16 protein-coding genes, 2 pseudogenes and 1 riboswitch are annotated in these 24,825 nt (G+C 37.5%); of the genes and pseudogenes, 1 reads left to right on the top strand and 17 read right to left on the bottom strand.

Features of this window, described 5'->3' with window-relative positions; genetic code table 11:
* Positions 1-51 precede the first annotated feature (51 nt).
* The 7 genes and pseudogenes from ACQ5H4_RS06140 to ACQ5H4_RS06110 all read right to left on the bottom strand — a co-directional run.
* Positions 52-2,451, bottom strand: a pseudogene (locus ACQ5H4_RS06140) (PAS domain-containing protein); the annotation flags it as partial.
* A 526-nt stretch (positions 2,452-2,977) separates the two neighbouring features.
* A riboswitch (cyclic di-GMP riboswitch) is annotated at positions 2,978-3,065 on the bottom strand.
* Between the two features lie 132 nt (positions 3,066-3,197).
* A complete protein-coding gene (locus ACQ5H4_RS06135) occupies positions 3,198-3,377 on the bottom strand; it encodes a hypothetical protein (RefSeq protein WP_430774086.1) in 180 nt (59 codons plus the stop codon).
* Between the two features lie 324 nt (positions 3,378-3,701).
* Positions 3,702-4,784 (bottom strand): ABC transporter ATP-binding protein, encoded by a 1,083-nt coding sequence (locus tag ACQ5H4_RS06130; protein ID WP_430774085.1) that lies wholly within the window; start codon positions 4,782-4,784, stop codon positions 3,702-3,704.
* Positions 4,768-6,483, bottom strand: a complete 1,716-nt coding sequence (locus ACQ5H4_RS06125) for an ABC transporter permease (RefSeq protein WP_430774084.1) — start codon at positions 6,481-6,483, stop codon at positions 4,768-4,770. The genes ACQ5H4_RS06130 and ACQ5H4_RS06125 overlap by 17 nt, the downstream gene beginning before the upstream one ends.
* A 90-nt stretch (positions 6,484-6,573) precedes the next feature.
* Entirely contained in the window at positions 6,574-7,593 is a 1,020-nt protein-coding gene (locus ACQ5H4_RS06120; RefSeq protein ID WP_430774083.1) for an ABC transporter substrate-binding protein, read from the bottom strand.
* A gap of 1,187 nt (positions 7,594-8,780) precedes the next feature.
* The gene (locus tag ACQ5H4_RS06115) at positions 8,781-9,449 is read right to left on the bottom strand and encodes a response regulator transcription factor (protein WP_430774082.1); all 669 of its coding nucleotides are present in this window, start codon (positions 9,447-9,449) and stop codon (positions 8,781-8,783) included.
* The gene (locus tag ACQ5H4_RS06110) at positions 9,446-10,381 is read right to left on the bottom strand and encodes a sensor histidine kinase (protein ID WP_430774081.1); all 936 of its coding nucleotides are present in this window, start codon (positions 10,379-10,381) and stop codon (positions 9,446-9,448) included. Before ACQ5H4_RS06110 ends, ACQ5H4_RS06115 begins: the two co-directional genes overlap by 4 nt.
* Before the next feature lie 482 nt (positions 10,382-10,863).
* On the opposite strand from ACQ5H4_RS06110, the gene ACQ5H4_RS06105 reads away from it, so the two are divergent.
* A complete protein-coding gene (locus ACQ5H4_RS06105; protein ID WP_430774080.1) occupies positions 10,864-11,679 on the top strand; it encodes a CPBP family intramembrane glutamic endopeptidase in 816 nt (271 codons plus the stop codon).
* A gap of 235 nt (positions 11,680-11,914) precedes the next feature.
* On the opposite strand, the gene ACQ5H4_RS06100 is transcribed toward ACQ5H4_RS06105, so the two are convergent.
* The 10 genes and pseudogenes from ACQ5H4_RS06100 to ACQ5H4_RS06055 all read right to left on the bottom strand — a co-directional run bounded on the left by ACQ5H4_RS06100 (position 11,915) and on the right by ACQ5H4_RS06055 (position 24,689).
* Positions 11,915-12,808 (bottom strand): CPBP family intramembrane glutamic endopeptidase, encoded by an 894-nt coding sequence (locus tag ACQ5H4_RS06100; RefSeq protein ID WP_430774079.1) that lies wholly within the window; start codon positions 12,806-12,808, stop codon positions 11,915-11,917.
* The gene (locus tag ACQ5H4_RS06095; protein ID WP_430774078.1) at positions 12,783-14,318 is read right to left on the bottom strand and encodes a serine hydrolase domain-containing protein; all 1,536 of its coding nucleotides are present in this window, start codon (positions 14,316-14,318) and stop codon (positions 12,783-12,785) included. The genes ACQ5H4_RS06100 and ACQ5H4_RS06095 overlap by 26 nt, the downstream gene beginning before the upstream one ends.
* 22 nt (positions 14,319-14,340) lie before the next feature.
* Positions 14,341-14,769 carry a hypothetical protein gene (locus ACQ5H4_RS06090; RefSeq protein WP_430774077.1) on the bottom strand — a complete coding sequence of 143 codons (429 nt, stop codon included), beginning with the start codon at positions 14,767-14,769 and terminating at the stop codon, positions 14,341-14,343.
* 612 nt (positions 14,770-15,381) lie between these two features.
* Complete coding sequence (gene melA, locus ACQ5H4_RS06085) at positions 15,382-16,710, bottom strand: alpha-glucosidase/alpha-galactosidase (RefSeq protein ID WP_430774076.1); 1,329 nt, start codon at positions 16,708-16,710, stop codon at positions 15,382-15,384.
* A 56-nt stretch (positions 16,711-16,766) separates the two neighbouring features.
* Entirely contained in the window at positions 16,767-17,597 is an 831-nt protein-coding gene (locus ACQ5H4_RS06080) for a carbohydrate ABC transporter permease (RefSeq protein ID WP_430774075.1), read from the bottom strand.
* Positions 17,597-18,502 carry a carbohydrate ABC transporter permease gene (locus ACQ5H4_RS06075; RefSeq protein ID WP_430774364.1) on the bottom strand — a complete coding sequence of 302 codons (906 nt, stop codon included), beginning with the start codon at positions 18,500-18,502 and terminating at the stop codon, positions 17,597-17,599. Before ACQ5H4_RS06075 ends, ACQ5H4_RS06080 begins: the two co-directional genes overlap by 1 nt.
* Positions 18,503-18,596: 94 nt before the next feature.
* Positions 18,597-19,862 carry an ABC transporter substrate-binding protein gene (locus ACQ5H4_RS06070; protein WP_430774074.1) on the bottom strand — a complete coding sequence of 422 codons (1,266 nt, stop codon included), beginning with the start codon at positions 19,860-19,862 and terminating at the stop codon, positions 18,597-18,599.
* A gap of 262 nt (positions 19,863-20,124) precedes the next feature.
* The gene (locus ACQ5H4_RS06065) at positions 20,125-21,138 is read right to left on the bottom strand and encodes a LacI family DNA-binding transcriptional regulator (RefSeq protein ID WP_430774073.1); all 1,014 of its coding nucleotides are present in this window, start codon (positions 21,136-21,138) and stop codon (positions 20,125-20,127) included.
* 320 nt (positions 21,139-21,458) lie between these two features.
* Positions 21,459-23,015: a bifunctional metallophosphatase/5'-nucleotidase gene (locus ACQ5H4_RS06060; protein ID WP_430774072.1), complete on the bottom strand. Its 1,557-nt coding sequence runs from the start codon at positions 23,013-23,015 to the stop codon at positions 21,459-21,461.
* A gap of 461 nt (positions 23,016-23,476) precedes the next feature.
* Positions 23,477-24,689 (bottom strand): annotated as a pseudogene (locus ACQ5H4_RS06055) (TolB family protein).
* Between the last annotated feature and the right edge of the window lie 136 nt (positions 24,690-24,825).

The following is a 24,825-nucleotide window of genomic DNA, read 5'->3' as shown; positions in this document are numbered from 1 at the left end:
TCTGTATCTCTTTATAGCTAACATTAATTCTATCAATTTGTCTATCGTCTATTTCCAACTTGTTTTGGATTGATATTGTAGCCTTGGTCCGTTTATAGCTTCTCTTTGCAGGAATTGAAAGAGGTCATTTTTTAGTAGTGGGTAGGAAACATAATAACCTTGGATTTCATCCGACCCTTTTTCAATAATGTATTTAAGTTCTTCGTCTGTCTCAATTCCTTCACAAACAACTTTCATATTAAGGTCATGTATTAAATTAATCATTGCTGAGGTGATTGCTGCGTTTTCTTTTGCTTCGGGAACGCCCTTCACAAAGGAGCGATCAATTTTAATAATATCCATATTCAATTTTTTTAGATAAGTAATTGAAGAATTTCCTGTACCAAAATCATCAATGGACAAAAGAACACCCAAGCTTTTCAAGTTCTTTAGTATATCAAGTATTTTTTGTTCGTCACTAATCAAAATACTTTCTGTTAATTCTAGTTCTAAAGTTTTGGGAGGAAGTTTATATCGTTGTAACATAGTATTAATGGCTTGGTCTAGAGTCGATTTATACAATTGTTTAACAGAGACATTAACAGAGACTCGAATATCTGTATTTCCTATTAAGTGAATATGCTTAAGGGTTCGTAGAGATTCTTTAAGTACCCATTCACCAATGAGAACAATGTCTCCCGATTCTTCCGCCAAAGGAATAAACTCTTCTGGGCTAATCAAACCCAAATCAGGATGTTTCCACCTTAGCAATGATTCAAAGGTTGACGTTTTTCCTGTTTTCACATCTATTCTTGGTTGGTACTCAAGAAAAAAGTCTCCTTTAGATAAAGACGATTCGATGCTATTTTGAATTAGGAATTTTCGTTCTTCTTGCTCTACCATGGATTCTTCAAAAACTTTGTAATCGTTTTTTTTCCTTGTTTTAACATAGTACATAGCCTTATCTGCTTTGCGAAGTAATTCGTAAATATCTTCTCCGTGAGTAGGAAATACACTAATTCCCATACTAGCTGTCGTACGAAATAATTTTTCTTCGAGATAAAATCCGGGTTTAAAAGCCTCTATAATTCTTTTAGCAATGTTAATTGTGAAATCAAACTCGCTGATATTCGGAATAATCAGGACAAATTCGTCCCCCCCTACTCGGGCAAGTGTATCTTCATTTCTTATACAGCTTACTATTCGGTTTCCTGCTTCGATGAACATTGCATCACCAAAGTCATCTAAGTCAATATACAAGATCCCCATCATGGATCCATGTTTTTTGGCTTCTTGTATATGACAATGCATAAGTTCTAATAATTTTCTACGGTTTGGTAATTCTGTTAAATAGTCATTATAGGCCAGTTGCTCAATGGTTTTTATATGTTCTTTTTCCTTGGTAACATCTTTTGCGATGCAAAATACACCTGTTACGATTGATTTGACGATGATAGGCATTACCGTGACATCAAGGTCGACCGTATGGCCTTCTTTATGAAATGCTTGAATCTGTATTCGTTGTGGTTTACTTGACAAAACTTGTACAAATAATTGTTCTGCCTCATTTCTAAATTCAGGTGCAATTATATTGTTGAATCATTTCTTCCCTTGAATACCCAAATGTTCGAATGGCCATCTCGTTAACAGTGATGATATTTCCTTCAAGATCTAGTGAGAACACACTATCTAAGTTGTTATCAAATAGAGATTTATAGCGATTTTCAGTTAGTTCTAGTTTATTTTCTTCTACAAGGCGATCTGTAATATCTTGCATCGTTCCAATTGTTTGAATGGGCTGCCCATAATCATTGAGAAGGCATTGAGAGATTGAATGTAGTGTTCTTAAACTTCCATCCTCTAATATTATGCGGTAGATATTCGTAACGTTATCCCCTTTTATTTCCTTTTCTCTACTATTTATTAAAGTATCTCTATCCTCAGAATGAACTTTAGACAATAAATACTCAAACGTAGGATTGATATTTGGAGACAACCCGAAGAGTTTGTAAGTCTGGGGGGGCCAGGTTAACTTATTGTTCACATTGTCAAATTCCCAGTAGAGAATGCCTGCAATCTTTTGGGCCTGTGATAACACTTTTTCACGCTTTTCCAATTCATTCTGGATTTGACGCTTTTCTGTGACGTTAACCGCACTTCCCACAATTGTATTTTGCCCATTAAAGGGTTGTAAAGAAGGATAAAGGTCCAAGTAGAGTTCAATACCATCCTTTCTTTTCCCTTTCACTTGATAATTGCTACTTACCTTTTTTCCATCAAGCCTATCTTTGACATTTGTAGAAACTATTTCGTGGTAATCCTCAGTCAATAAATCGTACGAGGTTATTGGTTTTTCATAGATTTCTTTTCGTGTATAACCGAATAATTCAGCAAAAGCAGGAGTAACGTATAGGAAAGCATTATCTTTATAGATATAAGCAGCTATGGTCGAATTTTCTAGTGTTAGTTTATACTTTTCGATTTCCACTTCGTAAGCAAAATATTTTAACTGTTGTTTCTTCACATACTCTAAAAAGATATACAACGGAATTTAGACATAAACATCAAAACAAGTTGAAATATCCAAGAATGGATATCTAGAGCCAGGGATAGGTTGTAAATGATTATGTGGTCAAGAAAGATAGTTAGAAACATCATCAGAAAGTATATAAATAAGACTAGGTATGTATAATTAGTGGACCATCGCATGACTACACCTTCTAAATTTATTAATGAAAATCTTTAAATTCTATGTTTGTTATAAATCGTTTGTCTTATCATTGTCCTCATAGGTGTTTTATATGAATGACTATGAATAAAGTTATATTTTATCCTAAGTTGGTAAAAAAACCATAGCCATTTTTCTCACCTATACAGTATTAAATTTATTAATAGTTCTCGAAAAGTTTAAGATTTAGGAATTTAGTAAAAAAGCTCACCAAAATTGGTGAACTTTAATAGAATGGAGCAGACTCCCCGTAAAATTATTCCAACCCTTTTCGGAAACCCAGCCGTCATTGCTAAACTAAAGCTTTAGACCCGTAGCTTTGCGTCCTTATTTTTCAGTATTTTTGCCATTATCGATGGTTATTTACTATGTATATTGTCTTACATTTGAGTTATTGAAGTGGGAAATTCAGCTAAATTCTAATAATGTCTATAGCTGATTAAACATAACAAGTGATCGTTCTCCTACATATTTAAAATTAAAATATTTGTTAGTTAATCACCTTGCAACAATATTTAGACGTGTCTGAAAGTTCGACACGATGATGATTAAGTATTTCTTTAAAAGCGTTCATACGACCAAACCAGTAATCATCTCCATTTTTCATATACTGTTTTCTGGCTGATTCATATTCATCTTTGGCCCATTGAATTAATTCTTGTAATATCATGTCGGTCCCTCCCGTGGTTCTATACACCTACACAATACCAGTGTTTGAAAACGCACACAATGACTAAAGTCACTTTTATTTTATGAATTCTCTAAATCTAGCACTTTGCACAGAAAGATTGCTCTTCCTGTGATCTCGCTCGATGTGACATTCATTTCTTTTACTATATTCCTTATCTATTACAGGATGTGCCCAAAAAAACTATAAATCTCTCTTACATTTAGACCTATCTTTTGAAATTCAAATTTGTTCATCTTCTGATTAGGGTAAAAAATAAAACAAGGCCAGACTCATTCGGTTTCTTAAGTCAGCCCTGTTTTTCTTTCATGCAAAATGAAGTTCTTTTTTCTCATCCATCTTCTTTCCATATGTCCACTCCTTCAAATGAACATACACTTCATCCCCGATGGAAAATTCAGCAAAAATATCTTGATGAACCACCCACTCTTCCCCTTCTACCGTAACCGTGTAGTGAATTTCTTTTCCTTGATATTGCACATTCGTGATCCTTCCTTTTACACCATCGTCACTAAATGAGATTTCTAGTTGTTCAGGACGAGCTGGAAAGATGTTTTTCGCTCTTAATTCTGAGGTGACCCCAGTTCCATCCCATTTAATGGAATGATGATGAAAAGGATAAAAGGTTGCACCTTCCCATCTCCCTTTTATTAAATTCGCTTGCCCAACAAAAGAGGCAACAAATGGTGAGGTTGGGGAGCTATAAATTTCTTTTGGCGTCCCTACTTGTTCAATTTCCCCCTTATTCATGACAACGATTTTATCCGCCATGGCCAGTGCTTCACTTTGGTCATGTGTGACATACACAATCGAAGCCTTTGTCACCTCGTGTAGTTGCTGAATCTCCTTTCGCATCCCCATTCGCAATTCAGCGTCTAAACTACTAAGTGGTTCGTCCATTAACAATAAGGCGGGTTTAGGAGCGATTGCACGTGCTAAAGCCACCCTTTGTTTTTGACCTCCTGATAGTTCACTTGGCATTCTTTCTCCTAGATGAAGCATATCTACCATTTTTAACACTTCGTCCACTCTATCATCGATGCTTGTTTTACTTTCTTCACTTAAAAATTGATGATGTTTTAGTGGAAAGCGAATATGATCCCTGACATTCATATGCGGCCACAAAGCAAAGGATTGAAACACCATCCCGATATTCCGCTTTTCAGGTGGCAAGAAGGAGGTTGAATGAGCGATTACTTTATGATTCATCAAAATTTCTCCTGAAGTGGGTGAATCAAAACCAGCTAATAATCGAAGCAATGTGGTTTTCCCACAGCCTGATGGACCAAGAATCGCAACAAACTCACCCTCTTTTATATCCAAGTTGATTTGACGCAAGGCTTGAAATGAACCAAAGCTTTTATTTACGTTCTTAATTTGAGTGGTCATGATGCAGCACCCTCCTATCCCATACCTTTTGCAAAACAGCTACCATTATAAAAGCTAACAAAATAAATAAAACAATGATGCTTGAGAAAGCAGTGGAATAAGTGGAATAACCTGCTTGTTCAAAATTAAAGATCACAAGTCCGATCGTTTCCGTTCCACTAGACCATAAAAGGGAGGAAACCGTTAGTTCCGTTAATGCGGTTAAAAAGACGAGAAACGCACCACTGATGACTCCAGGGAAAATCAATGGCATCAAGATTTGTTTCCATTTAAAAAATCCATTCGAACCACTTACTCTCGCTGCTTCCTCAATCGAAGGGTCAACCTGCATAAACGCGGTAATGCTTCCCCTAACCTGTAAAATTAAAAAACGTGTCACATAAGCGATGAATAGAATCGTGATGGTTCCGTATATTCCGGGATTCCAACCCGGGATGGGTTCCATCCAAGCAAAAATCATCGCTAACGCTAAAACCGTACCAGGTAATGCATAAGGAATTCCAATGATCATTTCTAAACCTTTTGAGATCATAGAGGGCTTTTTTGTCCTAACATAAGCCATTCCCGTACCTATCACCAAACAAAAAACAGTCGTGATGATCGCCAAATTGGCACTATTTTTTAAAGAAGTGATGGCCTTTTGATTCTCTAGCAACACAAATTGATAGTTTTTTAAACTTATATTTTCTGGAGCAAACGGCAACCCATACGCTTTAATCAGTGAGGCAGAAAGCATAGATATAAGCGGTACCAAGGTTGTTACTAGCAAAAAGCTCCATAAAAGCAGTTCAATCGTAAGTCGGGGCCCTTTAGTTAACAGTAATCTTGGTTCTTTATCCTCGACCGCTGTTTCCGTATGTTTAGACTTCTTTAACAGCAACCACTGAATAAAAGTACCTGTTAAGGCAATGACTCCTAATATAACCGATAAAGTCGCTGCCCGTTCAAAGGAATTTGGCCCTAGCCCTACGATTTGCTCATAGATATACGTGCTTAGCACTCTGATATTACCTGGGATTCCAAGAAACGCAGGAATACCAAAATTATCTAAACTAGCAATAAAGGCTAGAAACCCACCACTCGCTATTCCAGGTAATGCTAGCGGAAGGGTGATTTTTTGAAAAGACTGCCACTTGCTTGATCCTGAAATCCTTGCTGCATATTCTAGATCACGAGGAATTTTTCTAAGAACACCCACCGTTAATAAATAGACAAGTGGATAATGGGAGAATCCCATGACCAGGATGATTCCTTGTAAACTATACATGTTCAATGGTTCGACTGATCCCGGAAGCATACTTAACAGATAAGCGAGAAATCCATTTTTGCTCATGAACTGAGTCCATGCTAATGTCGTGATATAGGACGGAATGATAAAAGGCAAAAAGATGAATAATTGAAGCAGCTTTTTGTACCTAATATTGGTGTACGCCACAACCCAAGCCATGATCACCCCTAAGATGATTGCTATAATTGACGAACCTCCAACCACATATAACGTATTTTCAATTGTTTTCCATGTGGAACGATCTTGAAGGACGGTCGTATAATTTCCTACTGTTAAGCCACCCTCGGAAGAAAAGCTTAGAAAAACCAGTCTAAAGATAGGTAGAACAAAAAAGACCACAACGAATACGACACCAATGAAAAACCACCATTTATTTTGGTTTGGAACTCGACTGATAACATTTTGCAACATTCAGGATTTCTCTCCTTAGATGATTATGACCTTATAAAATAAGGCTTGCTCAATGTAAGTATTAGAGCAGCCTTATCGATATGAAGAACTTTATTGTCCAAAAATAGTTTCAAATTCCTTTTTATCATCTTCTCTTGCTTGATATAATTCGCTAATATCGGCATCCATCACCTTCATTTCGTCAATCGTTTGTAAGCCTTCTGGAGCTTCCACCCCTTTGCGGATAGGTGTATAGCCGATTTCCGCAGCTAATTCTTGACCTTCTTCTGATAAAACAAAATCAACAAACGCCTTGGCTGCTGCTTCGTTTTCCGCATCCTTCATAATTCCAATAGGCTCCGTGATCACTGGTACCCCTTCTTTTGGATAGATCAGTTCAACCGGAGATCCTTCCGCTTTTGCTCGTGCGACGATAAAGTCAACAACCATCCCATATGATTTTTCACCACCTGCAACCGCTTGAAGAACCGCTCCATTCCCTTTTGTCACCGTCATTTCATTTTCTTTTAAACTCTTAAAATAATCCCAGCCAAAGGTGTCATTTCGTGTAAACACACCTAAATTATAAGCAGCAGCACCTGAATAAAAGGGACTTGGCATGATGCTTTCCCCTTTAGAACTCTCATCTGTTAAAACATCCCATGAGTCTGGCATTTCCGATACATTTGCTGTGTTTGCTACTAAGGCTGTGGCCATCACCTTTGTCCCAGCATACATGCCATCAGGATCGACTAGATTAGAAGGTATTTCACTGAGCTCCTCTGACTTATACTCAAGCAATAGATCTTCTTCCTTTAAATCCTCAAAGGTGACCGAATCCGCTACTAGTAAGACATCTGCTTGAACATCTCCCGCTTTCTGCTCCGCTTTAATTTTGCTAATGACCTCTTCTGTTCCTGAACGGTACGTTTGAACAGTTACATCCGGATATTTCTCTGTGAACGCATCTACTAATTTTTGAGCATCCTCATCTGGTTGTGAGGTGTAAAAAGATAAATCTCCTTCAATTCCAGCCGTACCTTCACTAGTTGTATTACTTTCCTCACTACCACAGCCAGCAAGTACAAATGATACTAGACCTAATAGTAGTCCACCTTTTACTTTATTCATGTTTACTTCCTCCTTAAGAATGTTGTTTTTGTGTTTTGAAATGTTTAAACCATCGTTCTTATTTGGTCGATTTTTCTTTTTTCAAAGCTTCGAAGTGTAATAGGAGAAATCCTGACATATCCTTGATTTAATTTCCCATAATCATTCGTATCTAAAAGGTTTGTTAATGATTGAAGCTCATCTTTCTCTCTGGTGACAACTGCTCGTCCAAATACTCAGAGTGGATATGTAAATCCCAATATCTCAACCACCTCTCCAAACTCTTAAAGTAAGTGTAAAAGATCGATATTAAGCAACCTTATACGGACCACTAATATTTTGAAAATTTATTGTAAAGGGAATAATTAAAATTTTTTCTATCTCTATCTTTTTAAAAGGATGTTATTCTCAATATTGGGTGGTTTTAAAGCGATTTTCGCGAGGAAAATATGTGAATGTTTCGTTACAAATTTACAATTTCTTATTAAACATTGAGTTATTCTTTCTAGCGGATGAATTTGGCACCACAGAAAGTGTACTGGAGTTCCGCCTTCAGGAGATTGAGAATCATGCGAGTAACTTTTTGAAGGTGCATCCTTTTCGATAGACCTGCAAGGTGGATATTTAATTTTTAAAAAGACTCTGTAATTATTACGGACAGCAAAAAATAAGGTGGTAGAATTTCCAACAATTCTACCACCATTCTATAGGTAAACATTTAATAAAGGATCATATGTTTTTATGAATATTGAACTTCCACTTTATCCTTTATTGCTTGTTTCAATTCATCTGATGCCTGTTCAACTGTCCACTCAGTACGGCAATCTATTAAAGATATAAAGATATGATCTCTTACCAGCATTATCATATTTGCAAGTGGTTTTAGCCCATCTATTTTGCTATCTTTACAGTATAAAGAGGAACAATATATTTCCCTGCCAACCAACACAGAAGGAATAAATACGATCCATAAATTAGTGTAAACATTACTTCAATCAGAGAAGCGGTACTCCCCCCCAATAATTGGGATGTTACTTTTCCAAGCAACACAACTCCCACAAAACCAAAACCCGAAATTATAGAACCTAGAGACACGAATACTAAACCTTTAAGAAAATATAACACTTGTATTTTCAACTAAAATCAGCCCTCCTTATTACTTATAATGGTATTGATAATAAGTCATATCGGAAAGTGACTAAAAGTCATTATTTATCCTTGATGATACTTTCTTCAATTGCTTTCATAATAGCTGAGGTACGATTTTTTACATTTAGTTTGGAATAAATATTCGAGATATAATTTTTCACAGTTCCTAGCGATAAAAACATTCTTTCAGAGATTGCCTTATTGGAAAGTCCCTGTGCCAAATATTTCAATACCTTCAATTCTTGTTGATTTAATTCATAAGGGTTGGTTGTGGGAGATAGTACCATAAATTCTGGTTCCTTGACAGGCTGATAATGAGTCGATTGAAAAACCTCTTTTGCTAGGTCTTGTGGGATTAGGGATCCTCCATGATAGACCAACTTAATACCATTTACTAAAAACTGAGGGTCTACTGCTTTCAATATATATCCTTCTGCACCTGCATTTAAAGCATTCATTACATGTGTGATATCTTGGAAGGTGGTTAAGATAATCACTTTAACATCAGGAAAACGCCTTTTTATTTCCTCAGTTGCCTTTACCCCATCCATCACTGGCATTTGAATATCCATTAATACAATTTCAGGATTTTCTTGTTCACATAATCGAATTGCTTCTACCCCATTCGCAGCCATCCCGATAATTTCAATATCCGAAATACTCTCCAAAACAATTTTTAAACTTTTGCGGATCAACTCTTGATCTTCCGCGATAATGGTTTTAATCATAATGCTAACACTTCCTTTGCTAAAGGGATTGAACAACGAATTACCGTTCCTTCATTCAATTCTGATTCAATGCTTAATAACCCGCTAAGTGATGTTATCCGATCCTTCATGGTTTCTAAGCCAAATCCTAGATGGAGTGAATCTACTCCTACCCCGTTATCCTTTATTTGTAGGGCAAGCTCTTCTGCCTTAAAGGTTACTTTCACAGATATATGAGTTGCCTGTCCATGCCTTTTTGCATTCGTCAACCCTTCCTGTAGACATCGAATCAATGCATATTTAGTCCTCTCTCCAAGATTTCTTTCTTTCCCATCCATCAAAAATTCAACGTTTGTACTGGTGTGCTTCCTAAATTCGTCAATTACCTGTTGAAAGGATTGAGATAAGAGTAGATGGTCTTCAATAGGTGATAACTGATGTATAGTTATTCTTACATCGCTCAACCCTTTTCTAGCAAGATTAGAAATTTCCTTTATACTAGTCTCTGCTTCTTCATGATTGGCCTTCATAATGAATGGAAGTGCGTCCAAGCTTGTAATGACAGAAGTTAAAATATGTCCGACAGTGTCATGCAAGTCCTGTGATACACGATTCCTTTCTTCCATTATCGTAAGTTCTTCAATTCGTTTAGAATATTGTTCTAAGGCTTTGTTTTTTTCTTGTATCGATACTATTAATTCTTTCTTTTTATTGTTTACGAATGTTACCCTGCCTAGGCAGATTCCAATCATATAATACAGAGGTGTATTAATCAGGATATCTATGAAATTATTTGTGAATTGATTTCCTAACCATGTACCAATGAGGAAAATGATTAGACTTATGCATGGACCAAGCCATATTAATGGTCGAACCTGGCAGACGTATGCAATCATAATAAGCGGTAAATATATGAAGTCATAGGCACCAATTAGTTGAAATTGCTTCATCATGAAAAAAAACATACTTCCCGTCAACACTGTTTCTAAAATAAAAAAATATACGAGATTAATATATCCTGGGCGATAACATATAAGCGGAACTAGGTAAATAGCGATAAACCATATAAATAAAAACCATTTATTTGAATTATTAATCGTGACCCCCAAAACCCAACTTGCATTATAGTAAATCCATAACGTGCGCATGAAAAACAAAAAGGTATCCAACCAGTTCCAGGTTCGTTTATCTCGTGCTAATAACACTTTTTATCATCTTCTTTCATCCAAGTTTTTTCTTGGCTCGCAATCTATTTATAATCTACACGTAAAAAGTCACATGATAAAGTGACTTTTGGAAAAAAAGTAATTTTATTCTAAACTTAATGTTCAAGCAATGTTTAGAATGTTACTTTTCTTTATCCATATGTCACTTATGAGCATTACTTTTTGTAGATAAAATTAGAAATATCTTATTTACAAAAAGGATGATGAAAATGAAAACTGGTTTAATTCGAATTATTAGCATTTGCGTGATCAATTTTGTACTAAATTATTTATTGCTTTTCCCGTTGGGCTTATTTAAGTACATTGCTACACCAGATTTTAAAATGTTTGGAATTGTTGGGATCGTGGTAAGTGGAATCCCTGCCCTTGCTACCCTATTATTTTATAAATTAATTGATCGGAAACAATTTGGAACGTTAGGTTTCAAGTTTAGAAGAAAAGACGTTATGTTCTCGATTACTTCTATCACAGGGACGATTGTCCTAATGATAATAGTCGTCATGATTGCATCCAATATAGGATTGATATCGGCGGAATGGAATACGAGAGCATTTACAGAGGTGAGTTTTTACTTTTCAGTTATATTGGTATTTGCAACCTGGTTTATCGCTGCTTTCTATGAAGAACTTTTATTTAGAGGTTATTTTACAGCCAATTTAGGCTTCCTTCCAACAAAAAAATTGTATCTTATGACGAGTTTCATCTTTATGATCTTTCACATTTTTAAAGGATTAGATATTTTTAGTATCTTGATTTTAATGGTTATAAGTTGTGTGTTCCTTTATGTTTATTTAAGAAGTGGTTCCTTGCTTCCTGGTACGTTCGCCCATTTGATCTTTAATTTTACTACGTCACATCTTGTGGGAAACAGCGATATTGCACTATTGAAATACAACAGTGATTTAGGAGTGTATAATTTAATCTTTATCTTTTTCTATTCCATCATCACAATCCTTCTAACAAATGTATTTTATCGTAATAATGTTCAATCTAGTGTCGAAGAAAAAGGCACCTTCCACGTCTAGGAAAAGCTATTTTTGAGGATGGATCGCAATGATCCATCCTTTTATAATAATATTTATCAAGGAATGTGAAGGAATGTGATGAAAATAACGGATTAATCTAGTTTAATAGAAATTCAATATCAATAGATTAAAAAATGACAAAAGGCAACTGAATCGGATCATTCGGTTGCCTTTTGCCTACAAGCTGAAACGCATATATGTGCAGGCTTTTATAACCTCGCCATTGATAAACCTTTTAGATAGATGGGTTTATGCTTCTTTCTGCATCAACTTTACTACGGTCATTTTTGAACCACAATTCTTTAAGATTCGGTGCAGGAGTAGTTAATCCACTTCTTCCATAAAAGGCAATGGTAAATATGAGGATGACTACCTTTAGTATTAACTCATAAATTAATTTATCATCAGGAGCTAGTTTCTGACTAAGTTCAACAATTGCAAATTGACTATTGTTACCTATTACCCAATCATTTAAAAAGTTATGGATCATGTGTATGATCGTAGCCACAGAGAGTGAACCGCTTTTTATATAAATATAGGCATACACTACTCCTCCCATGAACCAGCTAAACATTTTAAATACGTCAAACCCATTCGTCGGGATGTGAAGTACCATAAAAACCACGGCTGATACCAGAATCATCTTCCCTATGTTCATTTGTGTTAAGTTAAATAAAACAAATCCTCTACTGAGGACCTCTTCTTTTAGGGCTGCTAGCATCCAGCCTAACACAGCCCAAAGTAACAGTAAATAATAAGGAAACTCTTTGAATCTATCTAATCGTAAAGTAACATTTAGTGTTTTGTTTTGTTTTAGTACTATTATAAATAACCCCAAGGTGCACAATGTTACAAAAAACACAACTAGTATAAAATTAAGATCCTTTAAAGTTAGATGCCAGCCTAAACGCTTTACAGATACCTTATTGTTTTTGCTAAATACGTATAATACAAGGATCGTTAAGGTTGCTCCCATTAAGATGTTGTTGAAATGTAGTAAGGTAATATCCGTTCTTATATGATCCAGCAATCCAAACATGGCATATCCACCTGCAAAAACAAGCATAACTAGTAAGAATAAAAGATGTATCATGGTAATTTTCTTATAAATTCCTAGTTTTTTTTCCATCAGCAGACTTCTCCCTTTTATTTCCTTTTTTACCGAAGATACCTAAATAAAAATTATAACAAACCCCTACTAATAAAGTAATCTCTAAGCTAATTAAACCAATTGCCCAATCGTATAAAAAACCGTAAAAACCAATTTGAGTCGGCCTTACAAATAAAAGCAAATAACCGATGATAATGGAAGAAAGTAAACATAATAAACCAATGCAAATCTTAAGCCAACGGTATTTAATGGTTCTATCTTTTCTATTCAGCCTTTTTGTAATAGCCCATCCTAAATAAACTAATATTACAATACTAGCAACTACCAAAAATAACATCATGAACCCAATAATCTTAAACGGGGGCGGAGGAAAATCGGAAAGAGTTGCCTCCTCACCGATTAAAATTTGCAGCATACCCATTGCAATTGCTTTTTTAGGTTCAGAATTCGACTCTCCAATCATGAGGATAACACCCAAGTTCTCATCAGGTAACATCATTATCACCGCAGATGATCCAATTCCATCCCCGCCTTTGTAAAGAAGTGTTTGATTCGAAAGCTCACCTACTTCTAAACCCCCATTTGTATACTCCCAGGATTTATGCTCAGTTGCAACTACCCCATCATAAGACATCTTTAAGGTTGCTTGACTTAAAAGTGGGTTGGGCTCATTGCCTAAAATGGAAGAAACATATTTAGCTAGATCTACACTATTTGTATAGATCCCGCCTTCAGGGTCCTGACTTTTCCCAAATGTTTGATGGTTTAATAAATTCGTATTTCGCAAACCAAAAAACCAGCTATACTCTTTGGCAATATCTTGGGAATCAATCGTTTTAAGGTCTTGACCAAAAGCTGTATGGTCCATCCCTAATACCTGAAATACTTTGCTTTTCATATAGTCGTAATAGCTAATCCCGGTGATTTCCTCAATAATTAAGCCCAGTGTGTTAAAACAGGAATTACAGTATTGACCTTTTTCGCCAGGATCCGCTATCATTTCAACGTTTCTTAAAGCTCTTATCGAATCATCTAATGAATTTCTATTACTCTTTTCATCTGTAAATATCGCCCCATCGGCATCTATTCGATTTACACCAACTGAATGTGTTAATAAATGTTGGATTGTTACTGATTTTGATTTTTCTCTATCTTTATAAGTAAACCAGGGTAGATATTTTTGAACAGGATCATTCACATTTAACTTTCCCTGTTCCTGAAGTTGAAGGATTGCTGTTGCTGTTAATGACTTTGTTACAGAAGCGATTGCGTATATCGTTTCAGCAGTTGCCTTTTTTTCTAATTTCACATCACTGTAACCTACCCCGCTAGAATCAATTACTTGACCGTTCGAAACAATCGCATAGGACCCACCAACAATTCCTGCGTTTAGAAATTGTTGCGTTATATACGCTTTAACATTATTTAGATTTTCCTTCGAAATTTCAGCTTTTGCTGTTACATTAGTGGAAAAGAGACCGATGAAAAAACTAATAGCCAAAAGAAACAAACTAATTTTTTTACTCATTATAAACCTCCAAAAGGTATAGTTATTTAAATAGATTAATTTCAAAATCATCGGAAATTGTTTTTATGATCTTTTCTACATCTTCCACAGTAGCCATATCATTTTCGGCTTTTTCCTTGACATCTACTAGGATATCTTCTTTTTTGTTCAGTTCGTTTAATGCCATTTTCTTTATTCTTTTTGCCATAAATGGCGCTTCTTCATCTCTAAATTTCTGGATTTCCATAGTAAGGTCATTTACATGTTTAACAATTAGTTTTTGATCTTCGGAAGATAATTCTTTTTTAACAACCAAGGACTCCATTTTATCTTTCACATCCACGAAAGTACTTGAGAGTTCATCGGCAGTGGAGGCAAACTCCTCAGACTTTGAAGATGAAGTCTCAATTTCAACCGAGCAACCTGTAATTATAAAGACAATAAGCAGTGACAGAATCCAATATTTTTTCATACGTAATCCCTTCCTTATCATTAATTTTTCTATCCCCTTTACATTAATCATGAAAAGTCATATTAAATAGTGTCTGAAGGTCATAAATATGGTCACTAACAGTAACAAGACGCTTTACTTATTAATAAAAATTCAATTGTTGGGGAGACCAAGTGGACGGTTCTTTAAGGGGACAATCGGAAGTTTTGCGCGTGATAAAGCCCTACTAGCGAATAGGATCTAGTAGGGCTTTTGTTCAATTTAGAAGTAAGATCTTTTTGTTTAATTTTGGATTACCCAAGAAGATTGAAGTCGACCTCATGGCCTTCGAGGTTCCAATATTATATAACCCTGTAAATATTTTGTTTAGAAGTGCAGTTTTCTTCATTCAGCCTCTATATTGCCATAATTACATCTACTTTTAGATAAACCGCTCTCTTTTGACTCTTTAAATGATTTAATTAGTTCGGTTGATAAAGGCAAACCTGATGACAAATATCCTAAGGGGTATATTTTTGCATGCGAGGAAGAAAGAGAGCGATTTTCTTATTTTTTTATACTAAAAAAAGAGTGCCCATTAGTTATACTTTTGGGACACCCTCTCCTTTATGATAGACAAACTTCGACTAGGACCTATAATGTAATCGCTACACCATTCTCACTTGTAAATTTAGGCAGCCATTCACCATGTGCTTCAATTAAGTCGTCACATAGAGAGATAATGTCGTCCATGGATAACTCAGCGGCGGTATGTGGGTCTAGCATAGCAGCTTGATAAATATATTCCTTTTTCAACGTGACTGCTGCTTCGATGGTCAAGAGTTGCGTGTTGATATTCGTACGGTTTAATGCTGCAAGCTGCTCTGGAAGGTCTCCCACATAGGTTGGAGTAATTCCGCTGCGGTCCGCGATACAAGGCACCTCGACACAAGCTTTCTCTGGAAGATTACTAATCAGTCTTCCGGTATTTAAGACATTCCCACCAAATTTAAATGGAACATCTGTTTCCATGGCTTCAATAATGCGCGATCCGTATTCACGAGAACGAACATGATTCAAGGAATGATTGTTAACCAGATCCTCTCTCATAGCTACCCAGTCATTAATTTGCTTTTCACAGCGACGTGGATATTCATCAAGCGGGATATTAAAACGGTCAATTAACTCAGGGTAACGAGATTTGATAAAGTACGGGTGATATTCTGCATTGTGTTCAGATGACTCCGTCACATAATATCCAAACTTATCCATTAGCTCAAATCGAACCATATCGCCATGCTTTGTTTTTTGCAATTCACGGGCTCTTCTCTTAATTTCAGGATACAAGTCCACGCCATCCTTGCTAACTTCAAGCAGCCACGCCATGTGGTTGATCCCGGCAATTTTCTCCTTCACACCTGTACGGTCCAGGCCCAATGCCTCAAATAAATCTTTGGTACAAACCTGCACACTGTGACATAGGCCAACCGTTTTAATATTTGTAAAACGATTCATAACCCCAGTCAAGACAGCCATCGGGTTGGTGTAATTCATAAATAAGGCATCCGGACAAACTTCTTCCATATCCTTTGCAAAATCAAGCATAACTGGAATCGTCCGTAGGTTACGGAAGATCCCCCCGATCCCAACTGTATCGGCAATCGTCTGCCGTAAGCCATATTTTTTCGGAATTTCAAAATCGATCACGGTACTCGGTTTATAGCCTCCAACCTGGATCGCATTGATAACATATTTCGCGCCTCTTAAAGATTCCTTCCGATCCGTATACGCTTTAATCGTTAGGTTTTTCCCGAGTGTTTCCTTTAAATTGTTCAGCATTTGCTCGGAATCACGCAAACGCTGTTCATCAATATCAAATAAGGCAAATTCGAAGCCGTCCAACGCGTCAACAAACATGCAATCTCCTAACACATTTTTTGCAAATACGGTACTACCTGCGCCAAGAAAAGTAATTTTAGACATAAGTGAACCTCCAATTTTTTAAGTGAGTTTAAATATATGAAGCTTTTTCCCATAAATTATCCTTTAACCGATCCAGATGCCAACCCTTTAACAAAGTGCTTCTGCAATAGTAGGAACAAAACGACCATTGGAAGGACAGCCATAATGGCTGCGGCAGCAACAAGATTCATTCGGTTGGCATTTTCGCCAAAGAATCCTGCCAGCGCAACGGTACTGGTCTTCACTTCCTCTGCTTGAAGGAAGAAGATGGCGAATTGGTAATCGTTCCAGATGAATACACATGAAATGATTAAAATGGATGCCGTAACCGGCTTCAACAAAGGAAATACAATTCGGAAAAAGATTCCCAGTGTACTAGCACCATCAATTTTTGCGGCTTCTTCCAATTCCTTAGGGATCGTTGAGCGAATAAAGCCTGAATACAAGAATATGGTTAATGGAAGGAAGGACGCCACATTATTCAAGATGGCAATTTCGAGCGTATTCATCATTCCGATGTCGACCACAAGCTTATATAATGGAACTAAAGCGGTTAAAGGCGGAATCACCATCACCGCAATAAATATCATGAAAACAAATTTATTTAGTTTCGTCTGCCTTCTGGCCAAGGGATAGGCGGCCATCGAGCCAAAAACAATCAATAATAAAGCACTTACAAAGGTAATAATCGAAGTATTCGAAAGCGCATTGCCAAGACTCGCCGTTTCCCACGCCTCCGCAAAGTTCTCAAACGCAAGGACCTTGGGAAACACCCATTTTGAACTAAAATCTCCCCTTTCCTTTAACGCGGTCGTAATCAAAATATAAAAAGGAATTAGGTGAAAGGCTGAGATCAAAAGCGCGACTCCTGAGAGTAACCACTTTTTCTTTTTACCCATATAGTCCATTACGCCTCAATCTCCTTCCGTTTGAAGTACACAAGCGCTGCCAAACTAAGAATCAAAATGATGATAGCCATAAATACACCTTGCGTCGCTGCATAGCCCGCATCTTGTCTATTAAAATAAAGGTCATACATAAACGTAGACATGGATTGCGACGCATAACCCGGTCCGCCGCCTGTCAGCGAGATGATCACATCGAACAATTTCAATCCCCCAATAATGTTAATAACCATGTTGATGGTGATCGAAGGCATTAACATTGGCAGGGTGATATTTTTAAATTGCTGAAAACTAGACGCTCCGTCAATTTGTGCCGCTTCGTAATAATCCTTTGAAATACTTTGTAATCCAGCCAGGTAAATAATCATTGCAATCCCGACAAACTGGAAGGTATTAACGAAAACGATCAACCAAATATTAATTTTTGGATCGCCTAATGCATTAATTTTATCCAATCCGAAAAATACAAGCAGATCATTCAGTGCCCCGCCTTGGAAGGCAAAGAAAAAGTAGAAAATATACCCCATAATCAGCGGGCTGATAATAACCGGAAGGTATACAATGGTCCTCGTAAAATTTTTCATGTAAATTCTTTGGTTTAATAAAAGGGCGTACCCAAGACCAATCACATTTTGCAAAATGGTACTGCCCACACCATACAGCAAGGTGTTTTTTACGACCAGCCACGTATCCGGATCCTTCAACATCCTCGTATATTGACTGAACCCTACGTAGTCGTACGTTTGTGAAAACCCGTTCCAGTTTGTAAAAGAAATTTTAATTCCGTTTAAAAATGGATAAAGGATGAAAAAGCAGGCAGCAGCTAGAGCGGGAAGATACATCCACCAAAGCGAGGATTCCTTCCGCTTTTTACGCTTCCTTTTCACTTCTATAGAAGAGCCGGCCATCGACTTGCTTCTTGTCTCCACTCCTATCACCGTCACCAACTCCTAGAATGTTAGATTAGGAGGAGAGGCGATAACACCTTCCTCCCTCACAAAACTATTTCTTCTGCGCTAGCAATCTCTTATATTCCTCTTCCATCTTTTTCGAAACTTCGTCCGGTGTCATCGTTCCGGACAATAATTCCTGACCAGTAGTACCCATTGGATCCCACATACCGCTTGGCAGATAGATTCTGTCGAAGTAAGGTTCCACTTTCACATCCGCGTACTTTTCGTAGTATTCAGAGTAATAGTTTTTCGATTCCGTATTCGTCAGACCACTTGGAAGAGACGTCCCCTCCGCAATCTCTTTCACTATCTCCGGCTGCGAAATGAATTCTAAGAACTTTTTCGCTTCTTCTTTGACTTTAGAATCTTTCCAAACTGCTAAGGTATGACGCTCCCCGCCAATCCAGCTCGGCTCGTCGCCTTCCTCGATCACAGGCATGGGAATGACTCCAAGCTTGACCTCTGGGTTTACCTCTTCAACAGAAGGACCAAGCATTCCGCCGCCAACGATAAATCCAATTTTGTTTTGCACCATTAAGTCGACCATCTGATGATTTTGGGCCGTCAATATATCTTCATTCAGGAGCTTCTTCTCGTGCATTTCCTTTAGTTTTTCTGCTAAAAACGTATAATTTGACCAATCAAACGTCCCATCTAGCAACTCTTTTTGGAAGTTTTGTTCTCCAGTAATTAATAGTGGTGTAGAAAACTGATCAAAATACTGTCCGAATGCGGATTTATCAGCACCAGCAAACCAAAGTGGCGTCACTTCGCCCTTTCCTTTTTTCTTGATGGTTTCAAGTGCTGTCACGAACTCATCAAAGGTGGTCGGCGGCTCAATTCCATATTCCTCTAGCAGTGTTGCATTATATGTAAGTCCGTCTTTTGCCTGATTTAGAGGGTACGCATAGACTTTTCCAGATTCATCTTTTAAAATTTGCTCCAGTGCTGGATCAAGATCCTTCACCCAGTCCATATCTTTTAAATCTTCTACATATTCCCCGTAACGGTGAATCGCCCAGCCATGAGTATCGAATAAGTCAGGCATATCATTGGCCGCCATTTTGACTCGCAGCATTCCTTCATACCCGTCAGCAGGATAATTTTCTTTAATATCGATATCAGGATTTTCCTTTTCAAACTTTTTTACCACATTTTGCAGCGTGATTTTATCTGCTTCATTTGTTACCGTCGAATACAAGTTCACAACCGTCATGTCACTGTTTGCTTCATTACCACTGGAAGCCTTATTGCAACCAGTCACAATCGTTGTCAATGCGGCTGCAACCGCCACCGTTTTTAAAAGCTTTTTCAAAATAAACGCCCCCTTAGTCATTTTTTAAACAATAAGTAAAATTACCTATTAAAATGAGTTCATTTTCTTGCTGACGTTTGGGAGCAACTATATAATAGAATTAGCTCCCGTTCATAGGTGGAGTAGTTTGTTAGTTTTCGCCCAATGCAATGTGATGGCAGTCACTTTGCACCCTGTAAGCTTTCATGCTGTGCAGGGTGGGCATGAAAACGCTGAACTAGATATACATGGTCGTAATTTCCGAGAACCACCTCCTAAAAAGTTATTTATGTTTCTTGCAGCTCTCCCGGATCACCAAAGTGGTCGGCAGGGTCACCGTTAATGGAATCTCTCTCCCATTCAGGCGATCTAGTAAAAGTTTTACTCCTGTTTTCCCCATCTCCTTCGTAGGCACTCTGATGGTCGTCAAAGGTGTACTTGCGAATGAGGCAGCTTCAATATCGTCAAAGCCAATAATGGCTACATCCTCAGGAACATTGAGATTGGCTTCTTGTAATGCTCGTAACGCCCCAATCGCCATCGGATCACTGGCAATAAAAAACGCCTCGGGGAAATTCCTCCTATCAATCGCTTTTTTCATTAATTCATACCCCTGTGCCATGGTATACTCACCGATAAATACGCTCTCCGGGTCGAACATTTTTTGTTCTTTCATCAAGCGTTCAAAGGTGGTGAGACGTTTATCTTCAGAGTTGAACTTTTGATTTTTGCCATGCTCCTTCTCCTTTCCACCGATATACCCGATGTTCTGGTAGCCGGTGGCTAATAGGTGCTTGATCGCTTTCTCTGTGGCCTTTTCAAAATCAATCACCACCGCATCATACAAATCCTCGTTAGGCGAATGGTTAATATACACCACATTTTCCACTTTACAGATGGCCTTGAGCGCCATCTCTTTTACCCTGCCGACGACTATGAGTCCATCAAGGCCGTCAATCATTTGATTGGTCTCCGTTTCATGTAAACGAAATGTAACGGTTCTGATCCCATGACTCGCAAGTTCCATTTCAATTCCTTGGCGGATGGATAAAAAATAGGGATCATTGATCTCCTCGTCCAATGATTGGGTAACGATAATCCCGACATGTTTCGAAGTCTGCTGTTTTTGTTTCAATCGTCTTTCTAGAATCGTTTCGTATCCAAGCTCCTTAGCCACCTGGAAAATACGTTCCCTCGTTTCATCCTGAACGGAAATCGTATCATCGTTATTTAAGACCCGTGAAACCGTAGATGCCGACACATTGGACTTGTCCGCAATATCCTTGATAGTAGCCATCTCATAACCCTCTTCATGTTCTTGTCAACTCCCGTAAATATTTTACCTATCAATTACTAAAATATTTACGGTTATATTCGAATCATAACATCATTTGGAAGGGCTTACAAGTATAAAAACTAACTTTTCTAAAAATTTATATGATTTCATTTTTTTAAAACACTGATATAGTGCATTTTTTTATTAATGGTAAATTTACATCGAGTAAATTATTTAGTAATACTTCTCTAACGTGTTTCCTCAGATACATAAATAAGAAGGAGCCATATTAGGATCCTTCTTCATGATTAACTATTCAAATACTTATAACACCCCAACAATCAATACGAATACTCCTGTTGAATATACTCCATAAAAGCTGTAACCACCTTAGGACCCGATTCCACCACTCGCCCCTGCTTAAATGCCGTAAATCCGTCTCCCCCGGATGCAAGATAGTCACTCACGGCGACATGATATTCCTTGTTTGGCTCAAGAACCCTCCCCTCTCGATCCTTCACCTCAACCACCCGGCTACCAATCGGAGCAGCCGGATCCCAAAGATACGTGAGTCCTACTGCTTGTAAAATATTATCCTTATCCTTCATCCACTGCTGTTCTAGTACTCTCTTAATTTGGTCTCCAGTCATGGTTAGCTTACTTAATCTATGATCAAAGGGCAAAACGGTGTAGAGGTCTTCTTTGGTGATAGGCCCTTTGCTTAAACTAGCTCGTATTCCTCCGTGATGCATAAATGCTATTTGTGTATCCATGGCATTCCTCGAAGATTCAGCAATGATTTCTGCCAGAGGGGATTCTCCTTTATCATTTTTCTTTCGAGAAAACCCTTCAGGAATTTCAGCAACCATTTCATGTGAGAACTTCTTCATTTTATCTCTGTATATTTGAAGAAGATCCAATGTTTCTTTATCTGGTTCGATCGAGTCATGTGAGGTAAGAACAATGTTTGACTCCTTCTTTACGATGTCCTTTGTTGTTTGGTCAATACTTAATAGAATTTGAGAAAAGGCTTTCCCGTTAGAATACGATTGAACGATTAGTTTCCCATCCACTACCGTGTTCGCGTATCGATGATTATGAGCACCAAGGATGACGTCGACCTCATGATCGATCTTTGTGGCCATCTCTGCTAAAACCCCTTCTGCATTCATTCCGTTTGAATCAGATGTAACGGCAACATGAGCAAGAACAACGATGGATCTTACTCCCTTCTCTTTTAAAAGGCCAACGGTTTGATTAATTGCCTGTACTTCATCGATGATTTCAATTTCTTTTCGGTTTTCCGGGAGGACGATTTGTTTGGTCTCGGTTGTAAGAACGCCGATGAACCCCATCTTTATTCCGTTCAATTCTTTAATGACGTATGGTGGCAAAAGATGGGTGTTCGTTTTTTTGTCGATCATATTTGAAGAAATATAAGTGGTAACGGAACCTGGAAACATACCTGTTTTTTCATGGAAGCCACCATAAATCAGACGTTTCATCTCTTTAACTCCTTCGTCTAATTCATGATTTCCAGGTGTGCCGACATCAAACTTTAATAGGTTAAGTAGTTCAATCGTGGGTTCGTCTTGAAAGTGAGAAGAAAGAAGAGGACTACCTCCAATCATATCACCAGCATGGACAAGTAGAGTGTTTTCGTTTAGTGCCCTATATTTCTTTAAATAGGCTGCCAAGTATTCAGCACCACCAACTTGGGTCCCTTGGAGTGTATCATTTTTGTCAAGTTGACCGTGAAAGTCATTCACACCTAAAAGCTGTACGTCAATATACTGGTTCGCTGACGATGGAGTCGCATTGGTTTCTGCCAATTTAAAAGACCCCACGATCAAGAGGGTCAAGATAAGTAGAGGAATCATGACTTGAATTTTTGACAATATCAAACCCTCCCTTCAAATATACTCTTAGGGTAAATTAAGACTTTTACACCTGAATAAAGGGAGGGTAAAGTTTCTATAAAGAAAATGAAAAAACGTTTAAATCTTTGTGTAACGATTACATGCGAACGTGGATCGCGCCAAGGTAGAGGCATTCCAAGAATACCTAAACGCGCGCAACAATGTTTATAAGATAGCTTGATGAACAAATCGTAAGAGAACTTATAAACAGGTCATCATTATTTTCTTTAGACTAAGTTTTTTGGTTGGGACTAAACCTGCTAATTATTTGCAGCTTGTTTTCGCCCTACGTTGGACTTATCAACTTGGTTTGATGTTACCTATAAGTGAACTGAAGCCATCTATCCAATAACTGAGCTGCATACAAGGATAGGAAACCCTATTCTATATTTAGTGAAATGCAATCAGAAAACACCAATCATCCTTGGATTGGTTGCTCCCTATATCCCTTTATAAAATACTGGTGAATATTCAACATTTTTGATCCACAACTGATCTTTTCCTTTTAATCCCTCCCGTATCCAGACATCCCCTTTTATTTCCCTTCCATTATGGCGAACCCACGTTACACGGTCATTGATTATTTGGGGGCTTACATCTCTCTTATTTTCTCCAGGTGAAGTAATCAGTTTTTGTTCTCCAGATTTTATATCAATCAAATAAAGACTGGTAAACATGGTTGGAACGGGTCCTTCTTTCCACTCCAGATGTTCCTTTGTACGCGCCACAATCACCTTCTCTGGTGAAAACCATTCCAGGTCTAGATCCACATAACCTTTTGGGGTATATTCTTTCTGCTGCAAAGTAACTGGCATCTCGGCAATCTTTGTTCTTTTATTTTCCACAAAGAATCTTCCTTCTCCAGAAATATAAGCCAACTGATTCTTAGATGGAGCCCATTTGAACCAATCTCTATATCCAAGCATTTTTCCTACTTCTTTAAAGTTTTTTCCTTCTGATGAAATTACACACAACGGATTACTATCCATAGACCACGAAGCCGTAGGCTCTCCAAGAAAACTAATCCACTTTCCATCATGGCTCCATTTAAAGTAATCCGTCCTAATCGCAAATAAATCATCATTGGTATGAATGGTATACAAATGATTCCTCTTGTCAATTTTTAGATTAGCATCCTGGAATCCTATACAAATCGATTGGTCCCCAACCTGTTGGAAGCAAATTAGATTGTGAGGAAACGATAAATTCTTTCCCGTTCGGAAACCATTCAAATCCACTCACACCTAATGAAACGTTTTCAAAACCCATTGGTCGTCCATCTTCCATATGGGTCACATTTAGTAAGCCCCTATCATTATAGGCTAGTTGATTTCGTATAGGTGACCATTTGAAATCAATTGCTTCCACTTTTATGTAAGGCTGATAACTTTCCTTTTTCTCCAAATCATATATGTATAAATCATTTTTCTCCCCCTGCTCATCACCATCAATGTAAGCAATGAATCTGCCATCATAGGACCATTGAGGCGAATGCACATATCGTGAATGAGTCAGTTGCGTTTCTTGGTCTCCTTGTTTTACCCATAATTGATTGTCACGAATAAACGCAGCGGTTAATGGTACTTCTGCGCTTGTTACTTTTGAAAAGATAAATGAGCAAAATAGTAGCAATAGAATTTTTCGAGCTAACAAGAAAAGCACCCCCTTTTTTTATCATTAGAATGCCCTTCTTTCTAGCTACATACAAAGAGTTTTATAAACCAGGAAAATGTCTTGTTCAGCGATGCCTCCCTCTAAGATGTATTCGTCTCGATTTGCTTTCTCAATA

The sequence above is a fragment of the Bacillus coreaensis genome (genome assembly GCF_050586445.1).
Taxonomy (GTDB): Bacteria; Bacillota; Bacilli; order Bacillales; family Cytobacillaceae; genus Robertmurraya_A; species Robertmurraya_A coreaensis.
This window is presented reverse-complemented; position numbering and strand designations above follow the sequence as displayed.